Here is a 26324-nt window from a genome sequence, read left to right as displayed (position 1 = left end):
CTCAAAATTACGTTAATTTGCAAAGATTTGAAAATGAATGGAAGATTTAGCGCAAACTTTTGAATATTTAAAGCAGTTTTTAACAGAGGAAAGATTGGCAAAGATTGAGCATTTTGCACCGGAAAGTTCGGATTTTGTGCTTCCTGTAGTAGAAGATATTTATCAGTTCAGGAATGCTGCAGCCATTGTGCGTTCTGTGGAGGCTTGTGGTTTTCATAAAGTGGTCGCTTTGCAGGAAGAATATAGTTTTGAACCCAATCTACGTGTTACCAAAGGAGCTGATACATGGGTTGAGGTAGAAAAACTTCCCAGAAATATGGAGTCTTTTCAAAAAATCAAAGATAGAGGCTACAAAATAGTCGTTGTTTCATTAGAAAACAATGCGAAAATGTTGCCTGAATATGAAATTACCGAGCCGATTGCTTTGGTTTTCGGAACTGAAATGGAAGGCGTTTCCCAGGAGATTCTGGATTTTGCAGATGAAACATTGGCCATTCCTATGTATGGCTTTACAAGGAGTTTCAATGTATCTGTTGCCGCTTCCATCTGTATGTATGAATTAAAGCAAAAGCTGATAAAATCGGATATCGATTACAAGCTTGATGAGGAAAAATTATTGAGAATGAAGATTCGCTGGGCTGTAAATTCTATACGAAGCGGACAGCAGATTTTCGACAAATACCTTAAAGATCATAATCTATCTATATGAACAGAATATTTCCTTTGATCCTGATCGTTTTATGCAGCTGCGTTAAAAAAACAGAGCCGAAGGAAGAACCTATTGTTAATGTGCCTGCTCCGGTACAACAGGTAGAAAATGTACCGGCTGAGGACACGGCATCAGTTCCTTTTTCCCAATCCGTGAAAGGAAACGGATTTACCTATACACTTAAAGGATTGGAGAGTCCGGACGGCGAAATCAGTTTTAAGTCAATCAGTATATTCAATAAAAATAAGCTGCATCAGAAAATTATTGTAGATACCATCTCTGTTCTGAATGAAAGAGAAGTCATTTTTAATATTGATAATGATGCGAATTTTGACGGCTATAATGATATAGAACTGATCAACTGGGCTGGAAATTATGCTTCATCTTCAAGCTTTTGGTTATATAATCAGAAAAGCAGGAAATATGATCACTACAAACCTTTGGACACTATCCAGAACATTGGGTTTGATCGGAAAAGAAAAGAAATCACTTCATCCTATCATGTGGGTCCTGTTAATACTTACAGTAAAACTTACCAATGGGAAAAGGGTAAACTTCTGATGATGAGCGCCCATATTATTGAAGAAGGAGATGAAATCCATATGTACCGGGAAAATGGGAAAATGGTTGTGGAATAATTTCTAATTCAGTTTCTGGCCTCATCTTTCATTTTCTGGACCTTATATTTATCCTTTCATCATATTGAAATAATTCCACGCCGCCACAAATACTCCGGCCGTTTCCGTTCTCAGCCTTTGATTTCCAAGTGAAACTGCTTTTACATTAGTTTCGGACAGAAATTGAATTTCCTTTTCAGAAAAATCCCCTTCAGGACCAATTAAAAAAGTGATTTGTTCCATTGAAGGAATAGTATTCAGCTCAATCCTTTCAAGATTTTCATGACAGTGCGCTACAAAAGTATACTGCGGATCAATGTTTTTTAAGAAATCTGTAAGCTTCACCGCATCATTAATGACAGGGAAATGGAACCTCAGACTTTGCTTGGAAGCGGCTATAGCCTGCTTTCTGATCTTGTCAATATTGATATTTTTACGTTCAGTTTTCTCAGTGATAATAATACTGATCTCTGAGATACCCATTTCCACAGCCTTTTCCACAAAAAACTCGATCCTGTCGATGTTTTTCGTTGGTGCAATGGCAATATGAAGTCGGGGACTAAAATCCGGAGTATTTGTTTTAATTTCAGAAACTTCTAAGCCTGCCTTCTTTCCTTCGATAACTAATTTTCCGGAAGCAATATTTCCTTTTCCGTCTGTTACGTGAATTTCTTCACCGTCTTTCATACGAAGAACTTTCACAATGTGCTGTTGTTCTTCATCATTAATTATTGCTTTTCCGTTATTGATTTCGCCAAAAAAAAGTTTCATATATTGATATTTAGAATGCGCCTGAATTTTATTGATAAGTGATGATTAAAAGGTAATTTCATTATCGCTTAAAAATGCTACACCGGTTTTTATCGTGGTATAAATATCACCTTCACAATCTCTGTATGAACATGCGTAAATTTCTTCAACCCACTTATTATTCATAAAAATTAAATTCAAATATTCGTTTTTTCTTAAATTATTTTTGATCGATAAATAATCTCCTTCTTTGGGTTCATAAGTAAAACTAAATACATTTTCTGAATTGATCTTCTCTATGATCTCCTCCTTTATATTTTGAATATACCCAATTTCTGAACTTACCATTAAATAATCTTCTTCCTCAGATTTTTCTGTCACTTCATTTTTTCCTATAACGGTTTCTAAAACCCAATAATATTTTGAGTTTTTTTTAGAATGCGTTCCCAGTATTTTTTCTTCTAATAGTATTTTCATAAATCATATTTTGCAGTTGCGGAAGTTCTCAGATCCGTAAATTCACCTCTTTCAAACTTTAATTGAGCAACCATGGCAATCATCGCAGCATTATCAGTGGTATATTCAAATTTTGGAATGTAGATATTCCAGCCTAATTTTTCATGATTGTCCTCCATTACTTTTCTCAAAGCAGAATTGGCAGAAACTCCACCAGCGATGGCTACCTCTTTTATATTCAATTCTTTAGCAGCTTTTTCAAGTTTGGTCATCAATATTTCAATGATTGTTCTTTGAACCGAAGCACAAAGATCATTCAGATTTTCTTTAATAAAATCCGGATTTTTTTTCACCTCTTTCTGAATAAAATAAAGAACGGAAGTTTTGATCCCGCTGAATGAATAATCATAATTCTCCATTCTAGGCTTGTTGAATGTAAATACATCAGGATTTCCTTCTTTGGCCAATCGGTCTATAATAGGTCCGGCAGGATAATCAAGGTCGAAAATCTTTCCGATCTTGTCAAAAGCCTCTCCTGCAGCATCATCTATCGTTTTTCCGATAATTTCCATATCAAAATAATCCCTTACCAATACAATCATCGTATGACCTCCGCTTACCGTAAGACACAGGAAAGGGAATTGAGGCGGCATAGGATTTGCATCTGCAATGAAATGGGCTAAAATGTGTGCCTGGAGATGGTTAACTTCAATTAATGGAACATTTAAGCTCATTGCCAAAGACTTAGCAAATGATGTTCCTACAAGAAGTGATCCCAAAAGTCCGGGACCGCGTGTAAATCCTATAGCTGAAATAGCATTTTGTTGTATATTTGCTTTAGTAAGAGATTTTTCAACAACGGGGATTATATTTTGCTGATGCGCTCGCGATGCCAGTTCCGGGACCACACCTCCATATTCTTTATGGATGGCCTGATTCGCAGCAATATTGGACAGAATACAGTTTCCCTTGATGATAGCTGCTGAGGTGTCGTCGCAGGACGATTCAATACCTAAAATTATAGAGTCGCTCATAATAATGGCAAAGTTAGAGAATAATAACGAGAATGAGAATAAAAAATCAGTAGCTGAGAACCTAAGTGATCAGGTGCAGAAGACTGTTGAAAATGTAGAAGAATCTGTAAAGGAGACCGTTAAGGAAGCATCTGAACTGGCATCAGATGCTATTCATCATCCCGTAGAGACCGCTGAGGAATTTGGGAAGCAGGCTGTAAAAGATGTCACCAGTTATTCCTGGTGGGCAAAGCTTCTCCTGATCCTTTTCTGGCTGGGAGTTATTCTTGTTGGAGGAATACTTACTGCCATTAATCTCCCGGTAACCAAACGATGGGCCGCCAATCAGGCACTTCAGATCGTAAACAAAGACTTTAAGGCCGGAATGTCTACAGAAAGTGTAGAAGTAGATTATTTCGGGGACGTTACCATAAAAGGATTAAAAATAAAAGATTACAAAGGTCTTGAATTCATTAAAGCAAGAGAATTCCGCGCCAATTCGGATTGGATGTCTCTCGCTTACAATGCTATTTCAGGAAACAGCAATTCACTAAGCTTTAATTCCCTTACTCTTGTTAATGCAGATGTAAAAGTCATCACCTATAAAGGGGACAGTATTTCCAATTTTATAAGGTTTACGCAGCTCTTCGACAGCGGAAAGAAAAGAGATCCGAAAAAACCTCCCTTCCAGTTGGATTCCAGAGTACAGATCATTGATTCAAAGGTTTCTATTGTGAGTCAAAACTCTCCGGGAGATCCCGGAAAATGGTTTACCGCCACAAAATTTAATTTAAAGGCACCTAATGTAAAGGTCAACGGAGGCAATATTTCGGCGTTGATTAATAATATGTCCTTTGTGACCAACAGGTGGGGGAAATCTCATTTTATAGATACTTTTTCTACTGAACTTTCTTTAACGAATGAATTTCTATCACTAAAAGATCTTACCCTGAATACAGACCATTCACTGCTTCAGGGGAATATAAAATTTAATCTTCATGACGGTTCATGGTCTGATTTTGCAGACCGTGTACGCTGGGATATGGAAATCAAGCAGGGAAGCCAGCTGAGCGGATATGATATCAGCTACTTTGTGACGAACTGGGATAATTTTAAACCATTCAACCTTGCCGGGAAAATGACCGGTCCCTTAAATAAATTCTATTTAGAGAATTTCCTGATCAGAAATCCTGACGTGAATATTGCAACCAAAACGATGAAAGTCGACAGGCTGCTGAAAGGAAATTTTTCCATTGAAACAAACGATCTTTCTACTGATTTTACATATAAAGACCTCAAAGCGATGATGCCTTCATTTATTTCTAAAAAGATGAAGAATTTTGCAGATGATTTTGGAAAGCTGAAGTATAACGGAACGGCAAAGGTAAATCCGGATCAGGTATACGTTGCCAGTGGGAATCTGATGACCGGAATTGGGCAGGCCAAAATCGCTAAACTTTCGCTTACCGGATACAGTACAGCAATGCCCAAATATTCAGGATTTGTAGATATAAAAGATCTTAATACATCCGTCATCACCAAAAATAAAGCTGTTGGACTGATCTCCGGTAAATTTGATCTTAACGGACAGAGTTTTGATGTCAATACAATGCGTCTGACTACGAAATCCCAGATTACCAGCATCGAAATTATGGATAAGCAAATCAGTAATCTATATCTTGACGGGCTGCTGGACCATAAAAAATATAATGGGCTGATCACCGTGAATGACGAGCAGGCCAAAGCAACGATTAAAGGGCTTATTGATTTCAGTACCTCAAGGGTTGCGATGGATGTAAATGCGGATGTGACTTACCTGAATATGAATTATTTTACCAATAAACCGGGAAGCCAGATCGTGAGCGGACGGGTAGAAGGTAAAATGTCCATGTCTGATATTAATGATTTGACTTTGGATGTGGATGCCAATGATCTTCACTTTGCTACAGCTACGCAAAAATATACTATTCCAACAGCGAAACTAAAAACTTATGTGGAAGCCGGCGGACGTGTCATTGATGTTGATGCGCCTGGTGCTGCAAGCGGGAAGATATCAGGAAGGTATAATCTTGCCGATCTTGCGGGTATGGTAGAAAATGGAATCGGAAGAATTCTGGTAGGTCCTCCACCGAGAAAATTATACAGAGGTCAGAATTTTAAGATGAATTTTGATATTCAGCAGGGTGTTGTGAACTATTTCCTGCCCGATCTGAAGCTTCCTCAGGGTGCTGTGATAGAAGGAGAGTATAACGGAGATTCCAATGATCTGATTCTGAATCTGGATGCAGCCTCTTTAAAGTATATCATGACGAAGAAGGAAGAAATTTCGGATGCAGACAAAGCTTTGGCAGCAGCCAATCCTGAGTATAAGATCAATGACAGGAATAATATTTCCAGAGACAGTGCGATGATCGACAGTGTTATGGTTAGAATCAATACGGCAAATCTTAATGAACAGCTGTATGCAAGAATCAGCAAACTGATATACAATAACAATATTATCAAAGATTTTGAACTTAAAGGTAAAAATGAAAACAATACAGCCCTTCATCTGGCCACGACATTCAAGCATGGAAGCCCCGAAGATGAGCTGAACGATAATCTTAAAGCTTATGCCATTAATGTAGATCAATCTACAAATGCTGCCGGTGACTACGTTTTCAGGTTTGAGCCTACAGAAGTTAAATTCAATGAGGTTACCTGGGCAATAGATACAAGCCCCGAACTGGATCATTCCATTACCTACAGGAAAAATGCAGGAGATTTTGATGTCAGGAACCTGCGTATATATTCAGATAAAAGCGCCTTGTTTATCAAAGAGGCGCAGTTTAAGTCTGCCAAAGACTTTTATATAGACGCAGATATTGAAGAATTTGCTGTTGAAAAGCTTCTTGAAATGCAGTCCGGAGGAAATCCTATGGGAATAAAAGGTCTGGCGAACGGAAGTGTAAAAATCAAGATGGATAAAAGCACTTTGCAGCCACTCGTAGATCTTACGGTAGATAATATCGTTATGAATGGAAACCAGATGGGCGATCTTACTATCTCTGCTACAAATGGGTTTTCCCTGAATGTTTATGACGTGGATGTAAAAGTAGCTTCGGCAGGGGTTTTGGGAAATAATAACCTTCATCTGACAGGGACTGTAAATAATAATACCGCTTCCCCGACAATTGATCTGACTGCGGAAATGCGTGATTTTGACCTTGCCTTTACCCAGCAGTTTGTCCAGACTGTTTTCGGGAATATGAGAGGAAAAGCGACAGGTGACCTGAAGATCAACGGAAAATTAAGCGATCTCGATTATAGCGGGGATATTGCTTTAAAAGGTTTCGGCTTAAAACTGCTGTTTACCGGAGTAGATTATTCATTTGATGATACTGTGATTCCGCTTTCCCGCGGACTTGCCATTCTTAACAATATTGAAGTTCATGACGGGAGATCCAATTCTAAAGGAACGATTTCCGGTGCGATCCAGTTTGAAACGCTTTCGTCAATGGGGGTCAACCTTGTAATGAGGGCCGATAATCTTCTTATGCTGAATACGACTCAGAAAGATTATGATCTGTTCTGGGGAAGAGTTTACGGCCAGGGAGATCTGTATGTAGACGGACCTGTTTCCGGATTAAGTATTTCAACTCCTAATATGAAGGCACTCAACGGAAGTAATTTTACATTTAATTCCAGTTCAACGTCCAATGTTGAAGAGTTTAAAATGCTGAGGTTCCTGAAAGAAGGAAAAGACGGGCTTATTACGCTCGAAGAAAAAAAGAAGACAGGAGCTAATATGCGTATCGATTTCAGTCTTGATGTGGATAAAGGAACCACAGTGAATGTTCTTGTAGGTGACGATGTAGGTAATATTACCGTTAAAGGAACTGCTGACAAGCTGAGATTCCAGATGGGCAGACAGGGCGGAATTGCCATGAATGGTACTTATAAAGTAGATAACGGAACATTTGTTTCCAAGGCTATTCTTAATAAAACATTCCAAATAGAAAAAAACAGCAGCATCAGATGGGATGGTGATGCAATGAAGCCGGCGCTGGATATTACAGCCAATTATGTAAGAATGGTTTCCAATGCAGGTGAATATTTAAGCATGGGGAAACTACAGCCGATCAGTGTACTGCTCCAGGCTAGCATTACTCAATCCCTGGTCGATCCGAAGATTGATCTGAATGTGACCGCCCTTGATGTTTCCAGTCAGGTAAAAGAAACTTTAGCAGCCAAGATGAGCCAGGAAGGTGAAAAAGTTCTTCAGTTTGGTTCTGTCCTGCTGCTAAGCACATTTAATGTCTCCAACAGTGGAGGAGTGGATTTTGATGTAGCAGGTGTAGCGGAATCTTCCGGATATAATATGCTGCTGAAACAGTTGGGATCTGTTCTTAATACAATGAGCAACGAATTCCAGATTGATTTGAATTATGTAAAAGGTGACCAAAATTCCAACACTGGTGACAGGGCCAATGCCGGGGTAAGTGTGGCTCTTTCGCCAAGGATAAATATTAAAACCGGACTGGGAATTCCGCTGACAAAAACGGAAGGTGCACAGACCAATTATCTTTCAGGTGAGGGATCTATTGAATATGATATTTCTAAAAAGAATGACGGAAGTCTTGTTTTAAGAGGATATTCCAAACCTACCAATATTGGTATGGTAAGTACCAATGGTTCTGCAAATCAGGCCTATGGTGGGGGAGTTGTGTGGAGTAAAAGCTTTAATTCTCTATTTAAAAAGAACAGAAAAGATAAAAAACAGCCAGAAGCTAAAACGGAAATAAAAACAGATTCTACAAAATCGACTAGTAAATAATCGTAATATTTTAATGATTTTTATCATCCGTGTTAATTATTGTTAATGTTTGATATAATTTTTTTAGTTAAATTATTTTTTATAAATTTGCAACAAATACATAGATTTTTTAAGAAAATTGTAATTTAACTAATATGAACTATCAACTGGACGAAATAGACAAGAAAATTCTTGATTTCTTAGTCGAAAACACAAGAATGCCTTTTACTGAAATTGCAAAACAGATGGATGTTTCTGCTGGAACAATTCACGTAAGAGTGAAAAAAATGGAGGATGCAGGTATTATTTTGGGATCATCTCTTAATATCGATTATGGTAAGCTGGATTATCACTTTACAGCTTTCATTGGGATCCTTTTGACAAAATCAAACCGCACTCAAGAGGTATTGAAAGAACTTTCTGTACTTCCAAATGTAATCGAAGCTAGCGTTATTTCTGGAAAATATAATATTTTCTGTAAAGTAAGAGCTAAGAATACTGAAGATGCGAAAAGAATTATCTATCAGATAGACGATATTCAAGATGTAATGAGAACTGAAAGTATGATCTCTATGGAAGAGTACTTAAGCGACAAAAACAGATTGATCAACGCTATTTCTATATAATTCAAATTTTAAACGAATATTATATTAAAGAACTTATGAATATATTCATAAGTTCTTTATTTTTGTACTATGGAAGAATACAGTTACTTTGATGAGGATCCAAAGAAAGGATGGGGCTTTATTTCAGCATTTGCAGCATTGATGCTGTTTACTATTATGGGGCTGGGAATTGATATCGATGAATATCTTCAGCACGAATATCTTCAGATCCCGAGATGGTATTTTTTTGTTATTTTTTCCATTGATGTCCTGATGATAATTGGGCTTATCCTGATGTTTTTCTATAGAAAAATCGGGATCTTTATGTTCCCGGCATTATTGGTACTGCATTTTTTTATGCATAATTATTACCTGTCCACATTCTTATATACAGATGTAACCAATCTTTTCCTGTTTACAGGCTTCGGGATGCTGGCGATTATTCCCAAATGGAAGTTTTTCCGCTAGAAACTGATGTATTTAGATTTTTAATTACTGTTTATAAAAACTTATGGCCTTTTGTTTTAAAGGATTCTTACTCCATGTTTCCCATTTTCCGGTGTAGGGATCATATCCGCATTTCAGAGGCTTAGAAGTATCCAATCCTTCGTTGTTTGTTTGATTGCGCTCCGTATAAGCTCTGCAGTCCGTACAGACATATCTGAATTCACAGTCTTTACAGATTTCTACCTTATCTTTGGTGAGATTCCAGTATTTTTTGAATCCTGGCTTTATCAATGCATCCTCGAGGCTGATATTGTTGATATTCCCAAAACTTTCAGCCATTAAAGGGCAGTTTTTGATGTTACCGTCTATATCTATTCCTATTTTTTTGTGGAGGCAGGAATTATGGTTTACAGCTTCTGTTACTTTTGAAATATTAGTATTGAAATATTTTAGATCTACTTTTCCGCAGGAAGAAATTTTCACCTCTTCTTCAGCAAAGTATAAATTGAATCTGAATTCATCTTGTATTCTGAAAGGCCTTTTTTCGCAACTATAAAAAACGATATTATATAGTCTCTCCGTATTTTTATGAAGAGTATTTACAAAGAGCTTATTTACATCCTCATGGAACGGAGAAAAGATTTCTATGCCCGATAAAACGGATGTGGCAAAAATCTGATCAATCTCTATAATGTCTTCAGCTGTAAATCTTTTTGTGCTGTAAAGGACCAAATGCTTTATCCTAAGATTTTCTACTGATTGTTTTATTTTTTTTAAAACAGAAATTTCTGAAAACTCTATAAAAATTTCTGTAAGAATACTGGGCTCATCATATTCATAAGAAAGAGCCGGGAAATTTTCGTCCCAATTATCCTCTGTAATAAACCCATACTCATTTTGTAACAAAATATTTAAATATTCGTTGATTATTACTTGAGACTCTTCATCATAATCATCAATGATATTTTCTATACAATGGTTTTTTAATTCCTCTATGAGATCATACAATTCCAAAGGGTAGAGTTCCGATACATTCCTTTGAAGATCTGATATTAAAATTCTACCTGCTCCTTTCGTAACTAATATATTTGAAAACAAATTGAAATATTTCATAACAATCGTGTTAGTGGTTTTACAGGTTTCTCCCTTACATAAAAATTACTTTGGTATTTTTCACTTTTCAGGATATATATAATTTTTTTATTGCTCTTTTTACTTCTGTGTTCATAATATTCCATTTGTTTAAATGATAAAGGCAGTTTATGCTTTTCTCCAAAATTTTCTTTCATAAATAATCAGCAATTTTTTTAAATAAGGGGTAATTACAATGATAAGCTACATTAGCAAACTGTCCTACCGGATTTACCTCCAGGAAGTAGTAAAGATCTCCGCTTTTAATAAAATCCAAAGAACCACAATTAAGATCCAGCATCTGCATTAGCTTTTGAATCTTAACTTCTATATCTTTTGGGAGATTATATCTGATATTTCTATTCGGTTTTTCATTATTGTACTTTCTGAAGTCTGTTTTAGTCTGGTCATCATTCTGAGAAAAAATAGCCATTGAATAACATTCACCGTTCAAATAAAAAGTTCTGATCTCAAAATCCTTTTCTATTTTCTCCTGGAAAAAAGAAATGAAAAATGATTCTTTCTCTTTTTTATCAATGATACTGGTATACAGCATTCCATCTTTATTGTCTGAAATATTATCCAGAGAAGCATTTCCGGTAATTGCTTTTGTAATGGTTTTTGAGAGAATTACTTCATCGGTATTTTCTGCCAAAAAATACTCAGGAACATTTAGCTCTATATTTTGTGCATACTCTAATACCAGGAGTTTATTGACGTGACTATTACTTTGTTTATTAATGTGCTTTTTGGATTCTAAAGTCTTAAGTATATAATCTTCCAGCCAGTGCTGGGTTTCATTCATATAGATATTAATAGAATTATTGCTGTATTGATAGCGTTTGAAGAAAAGTCCTCCTCTCCTGTACCATACGCTTTGTATATCATCAAGAAAAAAGCTGTTTTTTTGGCTTTGCAGAAAGAACCGCTTTTTATCAACTTTAATGTCAAAAAATTCATCATCATTCACAAGAATAAAGTCTTTGCTAAGTGCTACCAGCCAACGTATAACTTCTATCGTTGTTCTGTCGTTATTATCAGAAAATATCAGTATCATTTGGTTTTCAGGCTATCAGAAAAGTCTTTTGCTATTTTGTTTCTATATTTCAGACTTGGCAGTCCTATACTTTTCCGGTTCCGGTCTACTTTCGCTGAATCTGTTATATTTTGGTATCCCTGATAAACACCGTAGGTATAAGGTGTTTTATGATGCAGGTTATTTCGGTCCACCATAGCAGCGTAATCTCGTGGAGAGCAATCACCGGACTTTATATATTCCAGTATTTTTGTTTTGAAATACGGATGGTATTCATCATAATCTGCCATGTGCAGTAATAATACACTCATTGGCATAAAAGCATCCTTATAGTAGAGGCCTATTTTCTGTTTGGAAGGAAAGCCGTGATTCTCAAAAGTCCATTTTAGTAGTTCAGCATTTTTCACGTCATTTTCAGTACGATCAGAATTATTAAGGCGTCCTCCATATTGATCACGAGCAAATGCAATAACAAAAGAATCAATCAGCATCTTGTCATGCTTACTTTCCCATTGCGCAACTTTCTGTTCCATGTTCAGGCTGTCAATTCCATATTTTTTATAAAGCTTAATGAATTTCGGATCTTCTTTTTTATATCGCCAGTAAGGAGCAATTAAAGGAATCAGGCGATAAAGGCTTTTTTGACCTCCGAAATTTTTGCCATATTTATCTGAAACCCTGATGTAGGTTTCATATTCCTCTATACGCTCCTGATTAAGGGGGCGGTATTTCCTGAACAGCTTTTTGTATTTTTTTATGGCTTTTTCAGGCTGCTTGGCCATTCTGTAAATGCTGTCGATCTCGTTTACTTTGTTGTAGTAAGTGATATAATCCCTGCTTTTACAGCAGTAAAAGAAAAAACAGATAATTATAGAAGTTAGACTCAGGTATCTGATATTTAGATTTTGTTTCATATGCAGGATTTCCTTTCACAATAATTAATTATTAAATTGTTTGAACAGATAAACAAACAGGACCATAACAGTCCTGTTTGTACTAAACCTAATTAATAAGCAGTAGTAGGATCGGCTCCCTCAATATATAATGTCATAGTCTTGGTGCCATCTTTGTAATATTCCGTATCAGAACAATTATTACCACATATTGTCTGATTTGAAGTTCTTGCTGTGTCATCTCCTCCAGTGATTGACTGCAAATTTTTCAGTTTTTTGTTTTCCAGTGAAGAAAAGTTCTTCATTCCATTTAACTTTTTCATAATTGAATAATTTTTGGTTAAAATCTTTGTTGTCATATAAACCCTGACATGGGTTTTGTCATTCTTTTATTTCATCCCATACTGTACACTTATAGGCGAAACGGCGAATTACAATCAACGTTGATTGTTTCAAAACTATAAATAATTATATCCCTTTCATGTGATTAGTGTGCGATTTTTTTGTGAATTTATAAACGTATTGTACAGATTAAAATAAATCTTAAAAATACCAGGGTCGTGAAATTTTATTCATTACAGATTATGAAATGTGAGGTTTAGTATTAAAAATTGAATCATTAAATAAATACTCTGATATCACTTTTTGTACACGATGATGACGTATTGTACATACAAAAAAATGGTGTATAAAATACATTAAATCATAAATGGAAGATTTATTTTTTTCATTTATTTTTGCATATTATTAACAGCATCAAAACTTAAATGGCAAAATCGATGTATGAAAACCTTAAACTACTCAATATTGAGTTAAAAAATCATCTTGAGGAAATTAAAGATGAGCTCATTAAAGATTTTGTACAAGTGCTCAAAGGAGAAAATGTAGATTATCTCAGGGGGAAAACTAAATCAGATATGAAAGCCCTGTATTTTGAATACGAATATGATGATCTGGATATTATAGCTTGGGGTGCAGATCAAAAAGGAAATATCATCACACATACAATGTTTTTGCCCTGTCAAAAGAAAAGACAGATAAATAAAAGTGAGAATTGGAATTCTTTTCTTCCGGAGAAAATATGGACTGCAGCTACAGATTTTCAGGAGCAATACGGGGAAGAAGATGACTTCGATGATTTTTGGGATGAATATAATGAAGAAAAATACAGACTGTTTGAAAACTGGTTCTTTGAATGCTGGAAAAAAGCTGCTGAACAATCAAAAGTTATATTTGATGCTTATTTTTCAATTCATGACACATATTTTAGAACAGATCTGAATACTTTTAAAACCATTAATGATGATGAGATTGCGGAACGTTACAAAAATAATTAAACATTAAAATACATTATTATTTATTATGAATACTTATCAATTCTACAAAAAAGAAGGAAACCTTTTTATTTTCAAAAACCAGCCCATATTTAGTTTGGTATTGGTTATTCTTATATGTATTGCTGCAGGGCTTGCTTATAAATACAATTTCCCTTTATTGGGCTTATTCTTAATTGTGGTTACAGGACTGATCATTGCTAATTTTTTTGTAAAAAAGTTTGTGATTGATCCGCAACAACGCACCATTACCTGTAAACCCAGTGTTTTTGTTGCTGCAAAAACCTATGCTTTCCAGGATTTTACAAATTTTGAAGTTTTAACGACAAAATATTTTGGGCTCATTACCATGAATGTATTTCTAAATATTCATTTTGAAGTTAATGGAAAAGAACAGAAATTTATGATAGGGCAGGCTTTTACCCATAAAGCCATACAAAAAATGCTAAACGAAACCGAAGATATTATGGGTTTAAATGAAAATCTGCGATGAATACCAAAGACCGATATAAATTTGAGAATAGCGGCAGTGAAATAAGCTTTATGCCTAATTACAGCTTCCTGCGTACTTTAAGATGGTGGTTAGGGGCTGGCATTTTTGCAATTCCGGTAATGTATTATTTCAGAAATATGCTATCTGAAAAGACCTTTACCATTGCCTCTGTTATATGGGGAGTCTATATGGTTTATTTTCTATGGGATCTTCTTTTTAGAATTCCGGTAAAATATATTTTCGATAAACGGGAGAAGAGCATTTATAGAAAATTATTTCTTACCAAAAAAATTATGGACTTTGATGAAATGACCTATTTTATCAATGATGAAAGTGGTGCCTACTCTTATGTTATCGGGAAAAAAAAGAATCATATTGTCAGGAACTACAGGATCAGCAATTATTTTTCAGGTTCTAAAGCATCCCGGGTAAAAGAAGAGGAATTTCTGGAAAATATATTGTATCCCGTGCTTGATGTAATTGATATTCCTATAAATAGACCACAGTAATCTTATTAACCTTAAAATGAGTACGTAACCCTTCCTCCTCTGGGAGGTTGGCAAGTCAAAAATTTGACGTGCCGGTTAAAAAAACAACTCGGGCTGTTTCGAAGAAACAGCCCGAGCTTATATGATATAATTGATCTTAGTTTGCTAAAACTCTCTTCACAGCCTCTTTCACAGCAGCTGCATCAATCTTATACTTCTTCATCAATTCTGCAGGAGTAGCAGATTCTCCGAAAGTATCATTTACCGCAACAAATTCCTGTCTTGTAGGTCTTTTTCTTGCAAGCATTCCTGCAACAGATTCTCCTAAACCACCAAGGTAGTTATGCTCTTCAGCAGTTACAATCTTACCTGTTTTTTCAACAGATTTGATGATGATCTCTTCATCAAGAGGTTTAATCGTGTGGATGTTGATTACCTCACAAGAAATACCTTCTTTTTCAAGCTCATCTGCTGCTACAAGAGATTCCCAAACAAGATGTCCGGTTGCAACAATTGTTACATCAGTACCCTCCTGAAGAAGAATTCCTTTGCCGATTTCAAAAGGCATATCTTCAGGGATAAATACAGGCACGGTAGGTCGTCCAAATCTTAAATATACAGGACCATCGTGCTCAGCGATAGCGATAGTAGCTGCCTTTGTCTGGTTGTAGTCACAAGGGTTGATTACCGTCATGCCAGGAAGCATTTTCATCATACCGATATCTTCCAAAACCTGGTGTGTAGCACCGTCTTCCCCTAAAGTAAGACCGGCGTGAGATGCACAGATTTTTACATTTTTCCCGGAATAGGCAATAGACTGACGGATCTGGTCATACACTCTTGAAGTAGAGAAATTTGCGAAAGTTCCCGTAAAAGGAATTTTTCCTGTAATGCTCAAACCTGCAGCAATTCCCATCATATTAGCCTCTGCAATACCTATCTGAAAGAATCTTTCCGGTGCTTTTTCGATGAATTTTTCCATTTTTAAAGAACCGATAAGGTCTGCACAAAGTGCCACTACATTAGGATTTTTGTCGGCAAGTTCTGCTAATCCGGCTCCGAATCCTGAACGCGTATCCTTTTTTTCTGTATATGTATATTTCATTTTTACTAAAGTTTTTGATAGTTGATAAACAATGCTTTTCTTTAAAGATTTAAACCATCATCATTCATCATTTATTATTAATAATCGGCAGGAGCTTCTAGGTATAATTGTTTGAATGCGGTGTCAAGCTGCTCATCATTTGGAGCTTTTCCATGCCATGCATGGCTACCCATCATATAATCTATACCATAACCCATTTCTGTGTGAAGAATGATTACTACAGGTTTTCCCTTTCCTGTTTCAGTTTTTGCTTTCTCAAGGATAGCAATCACAGCTTCAAGATCATTACCGTTTTTCTCTTCTAAAACAGTCCATCCGAATGCTTCAAGTTTAGCATGTAAATTTCCTAAGCTTAGCACATCATCCGTATCCCCGTCGATTTGGCGTCCATTGTAATCAATTGTTGAAATAATATTGTCAACTTTTTTAGCCGCAGCATACATCAAAGCTTCCCAAACCTGGCCTTCCTGAAGCTCACCGTCTCCGTGAAGCGTATAAACAAGAGATGTGTCTCCGTCCAGTTTTTTACCCTCGGCTACACCAAGTGCTACAGAAAGTCCCTGGCCAAGAGACCCTGAAGCAATTCTGATTCCCGGAAGCCCCTCATGGGTAGTTGGGTGACCCTGAAGTCTTGAATCCAGTTTTCTGAAAGTTCTCAATTCATCTACCGGAAAGAAATTAAATCTCGCTAAAGTAGAATAGTAAACCGGCGAAATATGCCCGTTTGAAAGATAAAAATGATCCTCATTTTTCCCCTCCATAGTGAAAGGAAGATTATAGTTCATTACATTCCCATAAAGTGCTGTAAAAAATTCCGTACACCCTAAACTTCCGCCCGGATGTCCTGAATTTACAGCATGAACCATTCTTAAAATGTCTCTTCTGATCTGCGTAGTAAGAGATTTTAACTCTTCGATACTTTTACTCATTATATCTGATTTATTTGCACGCGAATTTACAATTTTTTAACGGCTTACGGAAATGCAAAAATCCGGATTGATGATCCGGATTTAGAATTATTTTGGAGGAATATTGATTTTAAAAGCCTTTATTCGCGTATACTGATATTTCTTTAATGATGTTATTCACAAATTTAAAAGAAAGCTTTGTTCCCGCATCCAGGACCTCCAAAGTATTTTTCCTTAACGGTTTAAAAATAAGAGAGTTTTTTTATTTTTTCCCTAATACTTTATGGATAGCACTTTTAATCAAAGGTTCCATAATGCTGTAACCTGCAGACTCAGGATGGATACCATCCTTTGAAAGACCTTCACGCATGCCTCCTTTACTATCACGCATTGCTGTATTATAATCAACAAAAACGAGTTTATTGCTGTGCGAGTACTGTCTTAACCTGTTGTTTAAAGCGTCCACTTTTTGGGGTATTTCAGTTATTTCTTTACGCCAGGGAAATGAAGCTGCAGGAAGTACAGACGCAATGATTACTTTAATTCCATTGATTCGGGCAATATCAGCCATTGCCTTAATATTGCTAAAAGTAAAGTCCTGATCATAAGTCCCAGTGTTTTGAGCAATATCATTAGTGCCTGCATTAATGATCACCAGCTTCGGCTTTAGAGCAACAACATCATTTTGAAACCGCAGGAGCATTTGTGATGAGGTTTGCCCGCCAATTCCCCTGCCTATATAATTATTCTCAGAAAAAAACTCCGGATGGCTTTTTACCCAACCTTCAGTAATGGAATTACCTATAAAGACCACATCAACTTTTTTCTTTGCATTTAAAATTGTTGTATTGTCATCTTTGTACTTGGCAAGATTCGCAAAATCAACAGCGCTTTGAGCATTTATCAGTTCGCTTAAAAGCAAGGCAATAGCCAGTAATATTGATGATTTCATATATTGTTTTTAAGATTATCCATATGTGAGGACAAAAACCATTGAGATATGATTAAGGCTTTAAAACTAATTTCCAAATCAGACTACTCTTAAGTACTGCTTGTTCTTTACCAGCCATAAACCAATAAAAGTAAGCAGACCATTAAGAACAATCAGTTCTACACCAATTCTGTAATCAGTATAGGTGGTAACAGATAAATTGATTAAATAAGTGATAACAGGTGCTAAAATCGTAACAGCAAGAATGGCATATTTTCTTGAAATCTGGAATTTGGTGAAAATTCCGAAAGCAAAAAGTCCCAAAAGTGGCCCGTAAGTATATCCGGCAATTTCCATGATCAGATAAACAATCGACTTATCATTCATGGCTTTGAAAACCATGATCAGAATGAAGAAAACGACCGTAAAAGTTAAATGAACTTTCATACGAAGGTGTTTCTTTTCCTTTTCGGTTTTGGTTTTATCTTCATTAAGGGTTAATAAATCTACACAGTATGAGCTGGTTACTGCTGTAAGGGCGCCGTCAGCCGAAGGAAATAATGCCGAAATCAGTCCAATAATAAAAATAACGGAAATCGCCATTGGGAAATGTCCCTGAAGAGATAAAGCAGGGAAAAGATCGTCTCCCATAATGTTTTTTATATTGCCTGCAGTATCCTTGAAGCCGAAAATATTGGTAACCGTTTCAGATTTTGCCAATCCATATTCTGCGCCGTTCTGCAAAGCAAAAAGATAAAGCAAACCTCCTAAAAACAAGAATGCCAAATTGACAAAAAGTAAGGTTCCCGCGAAGGTCAGCATGTTTTTTTTTGAATTCTGAAGATTATCTACAGAAATATTTTTCTGCATCATTTCCTGATCCAGACCGGTCATGGCGATCGTAATGAAAATTCCTCCTAGAATGGTTTTAAGAAAAAATGTTTTAGAATTGGGATCGAAATTGATAAAATGAGTATAATTTTTCTGTTCTAAAATGGTGTATGCTTCACCAAAAGATAAATTCAGATTGGATAAAATATAAACAATGCAGGCGATCAAGCTGATAATCATGAAGGATGTCTGCAGTGTATCAGTAATTACAATGGTCTTTACACCTCCTTCAAAAGTATATAAAAGGACCATCAGCAAAAGAACAAGAGCTGTCACCCAAAATGGAACACCCAAGCCTTCCAATAAAAATATCTGTAAAACATTCACCACCAGATATAATCGGGCCGTAGCACCAATAGCTCTGGAAATGATAAAAAATAGTGAACCTATCTTATGGGCTTCTACATTAAACCTTTTCCCCAAATAGGTATAAATGGAAGTCAGATTCATCTTGTAATATAGTGGAAGCAATATGGCTGCAACTATAAAATAGCCGATGAAAAAGCCAATGACCATCATATAATACTCAAAGCCTCCGAAAATATATTCAGTGCCTGTCATTTTTCCTACCGTTCCCGGAACTGAAATAAAGGTAACTCCACTTAAGCTGGTCCCTATCATTCCAAAAGCAACGAGCCACCATTTACTTTTCTTATTACCAATAAAAAATGACTGGTTATCAGAATTCCGGCTTGTGAAATAAGAAATCACCAAAAGGCCAACGAAATAGATAAAGACAAATAGCAAAAGGATAGTTCCTGAATTCATGCTGAAATTTTAAATTTCAGCAAATATAGTTTTTTTCTGTTCTGGTCAAAAAGAAAAAACCTTCCAGAGTAAAACATCTGAAAGGTCTGTATTTTAGGACAGAAATAGTATCAATTAATTAAAACATCCTGTAATTCTTCACTTTTCTGAAAACTTGCTTTGGCAAATGGGCAAAGCGGAATGATCTTTTTGTTATTTTTCCTTGCGAAATCTACTGCTTCCAGAAGCATTTCCTTTCCTACACCTTTTCCGTTGTAGGCTTCTTCCACCTCTGTGTGGTCTATGATAAATCTTTCCTCTCCGGCCCAGGTATAAGTCATTACTCCTGCACGTTTTCCGTCTATGAAAGCCTCAAAACTTCCGTGTTTCTCGTCGTTGTTTTGTTTTACTTCGGTCATATTATGAGAATTTTGTTAGTATTTCTATATCGTTGGTTAATATTTTGTGCACAGGGCAGGCATCGGCAATGGTATGCAGCCTTTTCAGCTGTTCATCATCCAGAATGCCTTCAAAACTGATGTCTCTTTTGAATACAGCTCTTTTCGTTAAAGGAAAATTTTCGAGTTCTACTTCTACGTTGATGTTTTCCACGTCCCATTCCTTTCTTTCGATATACATTCTTAAAGTGGCAGCAGTACAGCTTGCCAGAGATGTTGCCAGAATTTCCATGGGATTAAACCCCTTGTTCTGACCGCCTTTATCTATAGGTTCATCGGTAATGATCTGGTTTTCACCGGCCGTTACCTCAGTATAATATTTTGTTTTTCCTAAACTTGCTCTTACCGTTACAGCCATTATTGTTTTATATTGAATTTATAACTTAATGCTCCTGAAGGGCATTGATCTATCTGATTTTTAAGCTCTTCGGGAGTCGCGTTTTCAGCTTTTATCCAGGGTCTGTCTTTAGGATTGTAGACTTTGGGAAGCATTTTTACGCAGACAGCCGAGTGGATACACTTCTGGGGCCGCCAGATGACAGTGATGCTGCCGTTGGGATATTCGTGAGTTTCCATATTAATTTTCTTTTAATGATTTTTCGATTCTTCGGTCCGGAATCAGCCATATGAGAGCCACGAGATAATAAAAACCTATGGCAATATAAGGATAAAAAAATGAAACAGCGATTCCCAGAATGTAAAATATAATCGAGATATATTCTTTAAACTTTGAGTGTATCGCTTCTTTAAGCTTGGAGTCTTCACCTTCATGGCTCACAATCAGGTTCTCTAAAATTGTATAGGCCACAGCAGCCATGATAAGGCAGATTCCATAAGCGGCCACCGGATTCTCTGCAAAATGGGTTGTCCCGATCCATTCCGTAGCGATCGGCATCAGCGAAAGCCAGAACAACAGATGAAGATTAGCCCATAGAATGCTTCCATTAACCTTTTTAACGACCTGAAAGAGGTGATGGTGATTGTTCCAGTAAATTCCTACATAAATAAAACTGAAAATATAAGCGAGAAATTTAGGAAGGAGAGATTTGAGGCTGCCCCAGCTGCTTCCTTCCGGAACCTTCAGCTCGAGGACCATGATCGTAATGATGATCGCCAGAACACCATCACTGAAAGCTTCTAATCTTCCCTTAGTCATTGGTTTTAATCTCTTTTTTAAAGTTCTCTATCTTATCTTTAAGTTCCTGAAGCATATCAGGATTAATAACGCCGCTTTCAAGGTCAAAATTTTCATAAAACTTTGGAAGCGAGAAGGTATCTTTGATATCTGCTGCAAATTGTGGGAAAAAGGTCTTTGCTGTATTCATCACATTGCCGCCTCCATAGCCTCCCGGAGAAGTGCTCATAAGAAACATTGGCTTGTTCTGAAATACTTTGACATTGATCCTTGAAGACCAGTCAAAGACATTTTTAAAAGCTGAACTGTACGATCTGTTATGTTCCGCAAGCGAGCAGATGATCACATCACATTTTTCTATCACTTTTAAAAAATTGTGAGCTTCATCCGGAAATCCTTTCTTTTCAAGATCCACTGAGAAAACCGGCATAGTGAAATCATTGAGGTCGATCAAATTGATCTCTTCATCCTGAAAATCTTTCAGAACAAATTTTACAAGCTCTCTGTTGATCGAAGTGGAAGATGTACTTCCTGCAAATGCTAATATTTTCATGTTTATTAATCTGTAATAGCCTTTATTTTCTGTTTAAAATGGATTTAGGAAGCGGAACATATTCATTTTCATCACCGGGAACCAGAGGAAATGCGTCATGATTCTGATCATTCCAATTGATTTTAGCCTGATTAATCATTTCCTTATCCGAATTCACAAAATTCCAGAATATAAAACGCTCCTCATCAAAAGGGTCGCCACCAAAAAGATACACTGTACCGTTTTCACTCATTTCGAATTCGCAAAGTTTTGTGTCTTTAGCAATCATCAGCTGTTTTGAACCGTAAGAATTTCCTTCCGTAGAAACCGTTCCGTCCAGTACATACATGGCAGCTTCACCATAAAGGTCCTTTCCGATGCTTATTTTCTTTGCTTCTTTCGTTTTGATTTCGATAAAAAACAGTTTACTGTGAACAGGAACTGCAGATTTCCTTCCGAATGCCTCACCGGCAATCAGTTTATACTGAATTCCGTCTTCTTCCCATACCGGGATTTCATCTGCTTCAATATGATGGAATGTAGGTTCTGTCTGCTCAAGATGTTTTGGAAGACCTACCCAGATCTGGAACCCATGAAGCCTTTTTTCACTGTGTCTAAGATATTCAGGAGTTCTCTCCGAATGCACTACGCCTTTTCCGGCGGTCATCCAGTTCACAGCTCCCGGCTTTATTTCAACTGCACTTCCAATGCTGTCTCTGTGAAAAATAGATCCTTCCAAAAGGTAAGTTAGGGTAGATAACCCAATATGTGGATGAGGCGGTACATCAAGATTCTGGTAATCCTTCAGTTCAGAAGGGCCCATATGATCGATGAAAACAAAGGGGCCTACTGCTCTTTTTTCACGGAAGGGAAGAAGTCTTCCCACCAGGAAGTTCCCTATATCTGCAGCCTTTTCTTCTATAATAAGTCCAATATTTGACATAATAAAGTAAATGTTTTTGAATTCTGTTAAGTTAATGAAATAAATTTTTAGAAGCGCTGTTACAGCTTGTTATAGCCTTCAAACCTTTCATCAACAATACGTTTCCAATCAGGATGTTTTTTAATATAGGCAAAAACATATGGACAGAATGGAAGAAGTTTTTTTCCGTTTTCTTCAATATAGGCTAATGTTTTCTCTACTACAGCAGTAGCTGCACCGGTTCCGGCAAGTTCAGGGTCTGTTTCCGTATGTACCAAAGCAATCTGGTGACCCATCTCACGGTAATCAATAAATGCGAAATGCCCGTCGATTTCTATTTCAAATCTTTTACCCGCTTTTACAAGAGGAGTATTTTCAAATTCTGGTTTCATAAATTTTTGTATTGTAAGTAAGCTGGCGGAATTGCAAAGACACAAAATAGCTTGAACCGTGTGTATTTGCATTTCACCAAACACAAGTATATAAAGTTAATAAAAAAGGAAGAATCTAAGATTAAGATAAATTTAATTCTTTAGTCTTCCAGATAGCCGAATTTTCCGGTGTTAAAATCTTCGAAAGCCTGCATGATTTCTTCCCTGGAATTCATTACAAAAGGCCCGTGAGGATAGATTGGCTCATTAATAGGTTCTCCGCTGATGATCAATATTACTGCATCTTCCTGAGCTTCAATACTGAATGTTTCGCCCTCATTTTTAAATAAAACAAAATAGTCAGCCGCAACTTTTTCTTTTCCATTTACCTCAATCCTTCCTTCAATGACCAATGCTGCTGTATTAAAATGAGCAGGAAAATTGAATTCAGCTTTTCCGCCAGCTTTTAACTTGGCATTCATCATATTCAATGGAGTGAAGGTTTCCGCCGGACCTGTATGTCCATTATATTCGCCTGCAATGAGTTCGATAAATCCATTTTCATTTAAATCAACATGTTCCATTGCTGAATTTTCTATAGCCTGATATTTTGGGCAGCTCATTTTATCTTTGGCAGGAAGATTAACCCATAGTTGAACCATCTGAAAAATACCGCCTTTTTTTGACCATTCGGTTTCATGATATTCTTTGTGAAGAATCCCCTTTGCTGCAGTCATCCACTGTACATCGCCTTCGCCTATGATTCCGCCGCCACCGGCACTGTCATGATGCTCTACTTTACCTTTGTATGCTATGGTCACGGTCTCGAAGCCCCTGTGTGGATGAACTCCCACACCTCTGGGTCTTTCAGAACCGTTAAAATGGAATTTTGAATTGTAATCAAGCATGATGAACGGGTCCATTCTTTTCATGTCCAGTCCCTGTATCCCCGGTATAAAATTATGAACTCTAAAACCATCCCCTACAAAATGGGCAGGTTTTGGAGATGCTACGATTTCTACTTTTTTCGTTGTCATAATATTGTGAATTTTATATAACAAAAGTACGGTAGCAAAGATTCAGGTGCATTGATCTGTGTTAAGTTCGTAAGAAGGATGAAAGCTGTCTTACTGATCTTCCTTAGACTTCATATTCTTCCCATCAGAAATGTGGAGCCTTCTGAAGATAAAGCCTGATATGATGGTCAATATACCTACGGTAAGGAAGGTGTAGCGGAAAGCATTGTGCATTTCTCCCTCAATCAGATCAGAATTCTCAAATAATTTTAAAACAATCAGTCCGAAAGCGATTCCGAATCCGATAGCCAGCTGCTGGTTGACTGATATTAATGAATTGCCGCTGCTGGTCTGGAAGTTCCTGAGGTCTGCAATAGAAATAGTATTCATCGAAGTGAATTGTATGGAATTGAAAAATCCTAATATGGCAATAATAGGTACGAACCAATATAAGGAAGTATGGATGTTGGGGATGGCAAGAAGACAGATCAGGGTTCCGATAATGAATGTATTGATCATTAAAGTCTGCCGGTAACCGTATTTATCCAGAATTTTAATAACAGATGATTTCCCGAATATAGCAGTCAGAGCCATGGGAGCAATGATCCATCCGGAAGTCACTGCCGACTGTTTGTAGGCAATCTGTATCATCAGGGGAAGCAAAAGCGGAACGGAACTGATCCCTAAGCGGGTAGCCAGGTTTCCGACAATTCCTACACGGAAGGTTCTTACCTGAAACAGGTCGAGAGGAAAAATGGGATTTCCGCCTCTTCTTGCATGCCTGTAATAATAATAGAGGAATAAAAAGCCCAGAATAAAGACGAAAAGTACCGGGCTTATATTCTGTATATCTCCGAATAATTCCAGCGAAATGGATAACAGCAATGATGCAGCTGCAAAAATGAGAAATCCTTTTAGATCAAAGTCAACATCCGTAGATTTATAATTCGGCATATATTTTAAACCTAAAATAATTCCTAATACCCCGATGGGAATATTGATCAGAAAGATCCAGTGCCATGAAAGATAATCTACCATATAACCTCCTACCAATGGACCAAGTACAGGTCCTATCAGTGCAGGGATGATCGCGAAGTTCATGGCTTTAAGCAATTCGTTTTTATCAAAAGTCTTGATTAGGGCCAGTTTTCCTACCGGTGTCATCAGGCTGCCTCCGACTCCCTGGATTACTCTTGAAATAACCAGATGGGTAAGATTTTGAGATAGGGAGCAGAACAGGGAACCTAAGCTGAAAAGGACCAGAGAAAAAATAAATATTTTTTTGGTTCCGAACCTGTCTGCCAGAAAACCGCTTGCAGGCATAAAAACTGCTAAAGTCAGAACGTAGCTGATAATAGCATTCTGCATATTGAGTGGAGACTCATGCAGGTCCTTAGCGATGGAGGGCAGGGAAGTGTTCAGGATCGTAGAATCCAGCATTTGCATGAAAATAGCAGTAGCCAGGATAAGCGGAAGAATTTTTTTTACAGAGATCTGCTGCGGGTTTGTTTCTGTCATTCGGTGTAGACTGGAAACATGACGAGTTCCAGATTTATTTTTATTGAATCAGTTTTCTGTTTTTAAAACATCTGATCTTTAGATAAAGAATTTCGTATAAAATTAAAAAAGTCCTGTGAATTTTCACAGGACTTTTCAATTTATTTTCTAGGTTTTTCTACCCCTTTCCATTCATCACCGGCTTTTCTGTACTGGCTTAAGATGTAAGTTTTGAAATCTTTTGTTTTGTATTCAATGTTATCGGTGTTTTGTTCAAACGGCATGATGTAGTAGTAGTCGACATCTGTTTTGTCTGATTTGTTTCCTTTTTTCACCGATGGAACGTATTTGGAAAATTTATAGCTTGGAAGATACTGTTTTAACCTTGCATAGAAAGCTTTATTTTCTTTTTCTTCAGGGATGATATCTACAATATTGAAATTGTCTTTTTTCTTATCAATCCACAGGTAATATGTTTTTTCTTCACCTAAATTTCTGTTTAAAGAGTTGAAGGCAAAAAGTTCTTTTGGAACCAGTTCTTTGATTTTTTCAGGATCTACTTTAGTATAGAACTGTCCTTTAGATGGGTCAACATACGTTTCAAGGTTGTACATCAAAACTGAGTTGTTTTCAAATTTTTTGTTCTTAAAATATTGATTTAAAGATAATTCTGCCGTTGCTCTGAGCTCTTTTCCTCTGTCATCCAGTTTTTTGGTAGGATTCTGAGGATTTACTTTTTTTACAAACTCATACAAAATGACAGGTTTTACATCTTTAAGGTGAGGATACGTTTTAAGCTGTTCTGCTTTTACCAGCCAGTAAAACTGCTGATAATAGTCATCCTTATCTGCATCTTTTACGCTTTTATAAGACAAAGCAAGCTTCTTTGAATTTAAGTATTTGCCGTATTTTCCCTGTCCAAAAGCAAAACTGATGGATAGTAAGGCAAATAAAACAGTAAGATTTCTTCTCATTTTTTTATAATTGATATTTTCGTTGTCCAAATATAATTATTTCTTAGATATTATTTTTGATTGTCAGTTA

General features: G+C 36.6%; 29 protein-coding genes. 8 read left to right on the top strand and 21 right to left on the bottom strand.

Going from position 1 to position 26324, the window contains the following annotated elements; all coding sequences use genetic code 11:
* Nucleotides 1-37 precede the first annotated feature (37 nt).
* Nucleotides 38-709, top strand: coding sequence for a TrmH family RNA methyltransferase (locus DRF60_RS11660; RefSeq protein ID WP_116012230.1), 672 nt, complete (start codon nt 38-40; stop codon nt 707-709).
* Nucleotides 706-1347, top strand: coding sequence for an XAC2610-related protein (locus DRF60_RS11655; protein ID WP_116012229.1), 642 nt, complete (start codon nt 706-708; stop codon nt 1345-1347). Before DRF60_RS11660 ends, DRF60_RS11655 begins: the two co-directional genes overlap by 4 nt.
* A gap of 48 nt (nt 1348-1395) precedes the next feature.
* On the opposite strand, the gene DRF60_RS11650 is transcribed toward DRF60_RS11655, so the two are convergent.
* The 3 genes from DRF60_RS11650 to tsaD are packed head-to-tail and all read right to left on the bottom strand — an operon-like array spanning nt 1396 to nt 3566.
* The gene (locus tag DRF60_RS11650) at nt 1396-2097 is read right to left on the bottom strand and encodes an RsmE family RNA methyltransferase (protein WP_116012228.1); all 702 of its coding nucleotides are present in this window, start codon (nt 2095-2097) and stop codon (nt 1396-1398) included.
* A 45-nt stretch (nt 2098-2142) separates the two neighbouring features.
* Nucleotides 2143-2553 carry a hypothetical protein gene (locus DRF60_RS11645; RefSeq protein WP_116012227.1) on the bottom strand — a complete coding sequence of 137 codons (411 nt, stop codon included), beginning with the start codon at nt 2551-2553 and terminating at the stop codon, nt 2143-2145.
* The gene (gene tsaD, locus DRF60_RS11640; RefSeq protein ID WP_116012226.1) at nt 2550-3566 is read right to left on the bottom strand and encodes a tRNA (adenosine(37)-N6)-threonylcarbamoyltransferase complex transferase subunit TsaD; all 1017 of its coding nucleotides are present in this window, start codon (nt 3564-3566) and stop codon (nt 2550-2552) included. Before tsaD ends, DRF60_RS11645 begins: the two co-directional genes overlap by 4 nt.
* A gap of 4 nt (nt 3567-3570) precedes the next feature.
* Between tsaD and DRF60_RS11635 the strand changes: the two genes are divergently transcribed.
* The 3 genes from DRF60_RS11635 (at nt 3571) to DRF60_RS11625 (ending at nt 9413) form a co-directional block, all read left to right on the top strand.
* Nucleotides 3571-8361: a translocation/assembly module TamB domain-containing protein gene (locus DRF60_RS11635; RefSeq protein ID WP_116012225.1), complete on the top strand. Its 4791-nt coding sequence runs from the start codon at nt 3571-3573 to the stop codon at nt 8359-8361.
* Between the two features lie 134 nt (nt 8362-8495).
* The gene (locus tag DRF60_RS11630; protein WP_034703315.1) at nt 8496-8966 is read left to right on the top strand and encodes an Lrp/AsnC family transcriptional regulator; all 471 of its coding nucleotides are present in this window, start codon (nt 8496-8498) and stop codon (nt 8964-8966) included.
* 69 nt (nt 8967-9035) lie between these two features.
* Nucleotides 9036-9413 carry a hypothetical protein gene (locus DRF60_RS11625; protein WP_116012224.1) on the top strand — a complete coding sequence of 126 codons (378 nt, stop codon included), beginning with the start codon at nt 9036-9038 and terminating at the stop codon, nt 9411-9413.
* Between the two features lie 24 nt (nt 9414-9437).
* Here DRF60_RS11625 and gwsS read toward each other — a convergent pair whose 3' ends face one another.
* The 4 genes from gwsS to DRF60_RS11600 form a co-directional block, all read right to left on the bottom strand.
* Nucleotides 9438-10505, bottom strand: coding sequence for a grasp-with-spasm system SPASM domain peptide maturase (gene gwsS / locus DRF60_RS11620; RefSeq protein ID WP_116012223.1), 1068 nt, complete (start codon nt 10503-10505; stop codon nt 9438-9440).
* Nucleotides 10506-10677: 172 nt separating this feature from the next.
* Nucleotides 10678-11580 (bottom strand): grasp-with-spasm system ATP-grasp peptide maturase, encoded by a 903-nt coding sequence (gene gwsG, locus DRF60_RS11610; protein WP_116012221.1) that lies wholly within the window; start codon nt 11578-11580, stop codon nt 10678-10680.
* Nucleotides 11577-12473: a hypothetical protein gene (locus DRF60_RS11605; protein ID WP_123902675.1), complete on the bottom strand. Its 897-nt coding sequence runs from the start codon at nt 12471-12473 to the stop codon at nt 11577-11579. The genes gwsG and DRF60_RS11605 overlap by 4 nt, the downstream gene beginning before the upstream one ends.
* Nucleotides 12474-12565: 92 nt before the next feature.
* Nucleotides 12566-12775: a TIGR04139 family peptide modification target gene (locus DRF60_RS11600; protein ID WP_116012219.1), complete on the bottom strand. Its 210-nt coding sequence runs from the start codon at nt 12773-12775 to the stop codon at nt 12566-12568.
* 444 nt (nt 12776-13219) lie between these two features.
* Between DRF60_RS11600 and DRF60_RS11595 the strand changes: the two genes are divergently transcribed.
* Genes DRF60_RS11595 through DRF60_RS11585 form a run of 3 tightly spaced genes read left to right on the top strand, consistent with a single transcriptional unit; the run spans nt 13220 to nt 14788 of the window.
* Nucleotides 13220-13789 (top strand): hypothetical protein, encoded by a 570-nt coding sequence (locus tag DRF60_RS11595; protein ID WP_116012218.1) that lies wholly within the window; start codon nt 13220-13222, stop codon nt 13787-13789.
* Nucleotides 13790-13814: 25 nt separating this feature from the next.
* Nucleotides 13815-14279, top strand: coding sequence for a hypothetical protein (locus DRF60_RS11590; protein ID WP_116012217.1), 465 nt, complete (start codon nt 13815-13817; stop codon nt 14277-14279).
* On the top strand, nt 14276-14788 hold the full coding sequence (locus DRF60_RS11585) for a hypothetical protein (protein ID WP_238640194.1): 513 nt from the start codon (nt 14276-14278) through the stop codon (nt 14786-14788). The genes DRF60_RS11590 and DRF60_RS11585 overlap by 4 nt, the downstream gene beginning before the upstream one ends.
* 136 nt (nt 14789-14924) lie before the next feature.
* Here DRF60_RS11585 and DRF60_RS11580 read toward each other — a convergent pair whose 3' ends face one another.
* The 14 genes from DRF60_RS11580 to DRF60_RS11515 form a co-directional block, all read right to left on the bottom strand.
* Entirely contained in the window at nt 14925-15872 is a 948-nt protein-coding gene (locus DRF60_RS11580) for a transketolase family protein (RefSeq protein ID WP_116012216.1), read from the bottom strand.
* A 77-nt stretch (nt 15873-15949) separates the two neighbouring features.
* Nucleotides 15950-16804 carry a transketolase gene (locus DRF60_RS11575; protein WP_262510873.1) on the bottom strand — a complete coding sequence of 285 codons (855 nt, stop codon included), beginning with the start codon at nt 16802-16804 and terminating at the stop codon, nt 15950-15952.
* Nucleotides 16805-17042: 238 nt separating this feature from the next.
* The gene (locus tag DRF60_RS11570) at nt 17043-17732 is read right to left on the bottom strand and encodes an SGNH/GDSL hydrolase family protein (protein WP_116012214.1); all 690 of its coding nucleotides are present in this window, start codon (nt 17730-17732) and stop codon (nt 17043-17045) included.
* Between the two features lie 78 nt (nt 17733-17810).
* Entirely contained in the window at nt 17811-19370 is a 1560-nt protein-coding gene (locus DRF60_RS11565) for a sodium:solute symporter (protein WP_116012213.1), read from the bottom strand.
* Between the two features lie 110 nt (nt 19371-19480).
* On the bottom strand, nt 19481-19768 hold the full coding sequence (locus DRF60_RS11560) for a GNAT family N-acetyltransferase (protein WP_116012212.1): 288 nt from the start codon (nt 19766-19768) through the stop codon (nt 19481-19483).
* A gap of 1 nt (nt 19769) precedes the next feature.
* On the bottom strand, nt 19770-20165 hold the full coding sequence (locus DRF60_RS11555) for an OsmC family protein (RefSeq protein ID WP_116012211.1): 396 nt from the start codon (nt 20163-20165) through the stop codon (nt 19770-19772).
* Complete coding sequence (locus DRF60_RS11550; RefSeq protein ID WP_116012210.1) at nt 20165-20383, bottom strand: (4Fe-4S)-binding protein; 219 nt, start codon at nt 20381-20383, stop codon at nt 20165-20167. The genes DRF60_RS11555 and DRF60_RS11550 overlap by 1 nt, the downstream gene beginning before the upstream one ends.
* A gap of 1 nt (nt 20384) precedes the next feature.
* Entirely contained in the window at nt 20385-20963 is a 579-nt protein-coding gene (locus DRF60_RS11545) for a TMEM175 family protein (RefSeq protein ID WP_116012209.1), read from the bottom strand.
* A complete protein-coding gene (locus tag DRF60_RS11540; RefSeq protein WP_116012208.1) occupies nt 20956-21495 on the bottom strand; it encodes an NADPH-dependent FMN reductase in 540 nt (179 codons plus the stop codon). The genes DRF60_RS11545 and DRF60_RS11540 overlap by 8 nt, the downstream gene beginning before the upstream one ends.
* Before the next feature lie 22 nt (nt 21496-21517).
* On the bottom strand, nt 21518-22417 hold the full coding sequence (locus tag DRF60_RS11535) for a pirin family protein (RefSeq protein WP_116012207.1): 900 nt from the start codon (nt 22415-22417) through the stop codon (nt 21518-21520).
* A 59-nt stretch (nt 22418-22476) separates the two neighbouring features.
* Complete coding sequence (locus tag DRF60_RS11530) at nt 22477-22788, bottom strand: GNAT family N-acetyltransferase (RefSeq protein WP_116012206.1); 312 nt, start codon at nt 22786-22788, stop codon at nt 22477-22479.
* Between the two features lie 140 nt (nt 22789-22928).
* Nucleotides 22929-23804: a pirin family protein gene (locus DRF60_RS11525; protein ID WP_116012205.1), complete on the bottom strand. Its 876-nt coding sequence runs from the start codon at nt 23802-23804 to the stop codon at nt 22929-22931.
* A gap of 90 nt (nt 23805-23894) precedes the next feature.
* Nucleotides 23895-25301, bottom strand: a complete 1407-nt coding sequence (locus DRF60_RS11520) for an MFS transporter (protein WP_116012204.1) — start codon at nt 25299-25301, stop codon at nt 23895-23897.
* A gap of 140 nt (nt 25302-25441) precedes the next feature.
* Complete coding sequence (locus DRF60_RS11515; protein WP_116012203.1) at nt 25442-26254, bottom strand: hypothetical protein; 813 nt, start codon at nt 26252-26254, stop codon at nt 25442-25444.
* Nucleotides 26255-26324: the final 70 nt, after the last annotated feature.

The organism is Chryseobacterium elymi, assembly GCF_003385495.1.
Taxonomy (GTDB): Bacteria; Bacteroidota; Bacteroidia; order Flavobacteriales; family Weeksellaceae; genus Chryseobacterium; species Chryseobacterium elymi.
Note: the sequence above shows the minus strand (reverse complement) of the source record. Positions and strands in the feature narration are given on the sequence as shown.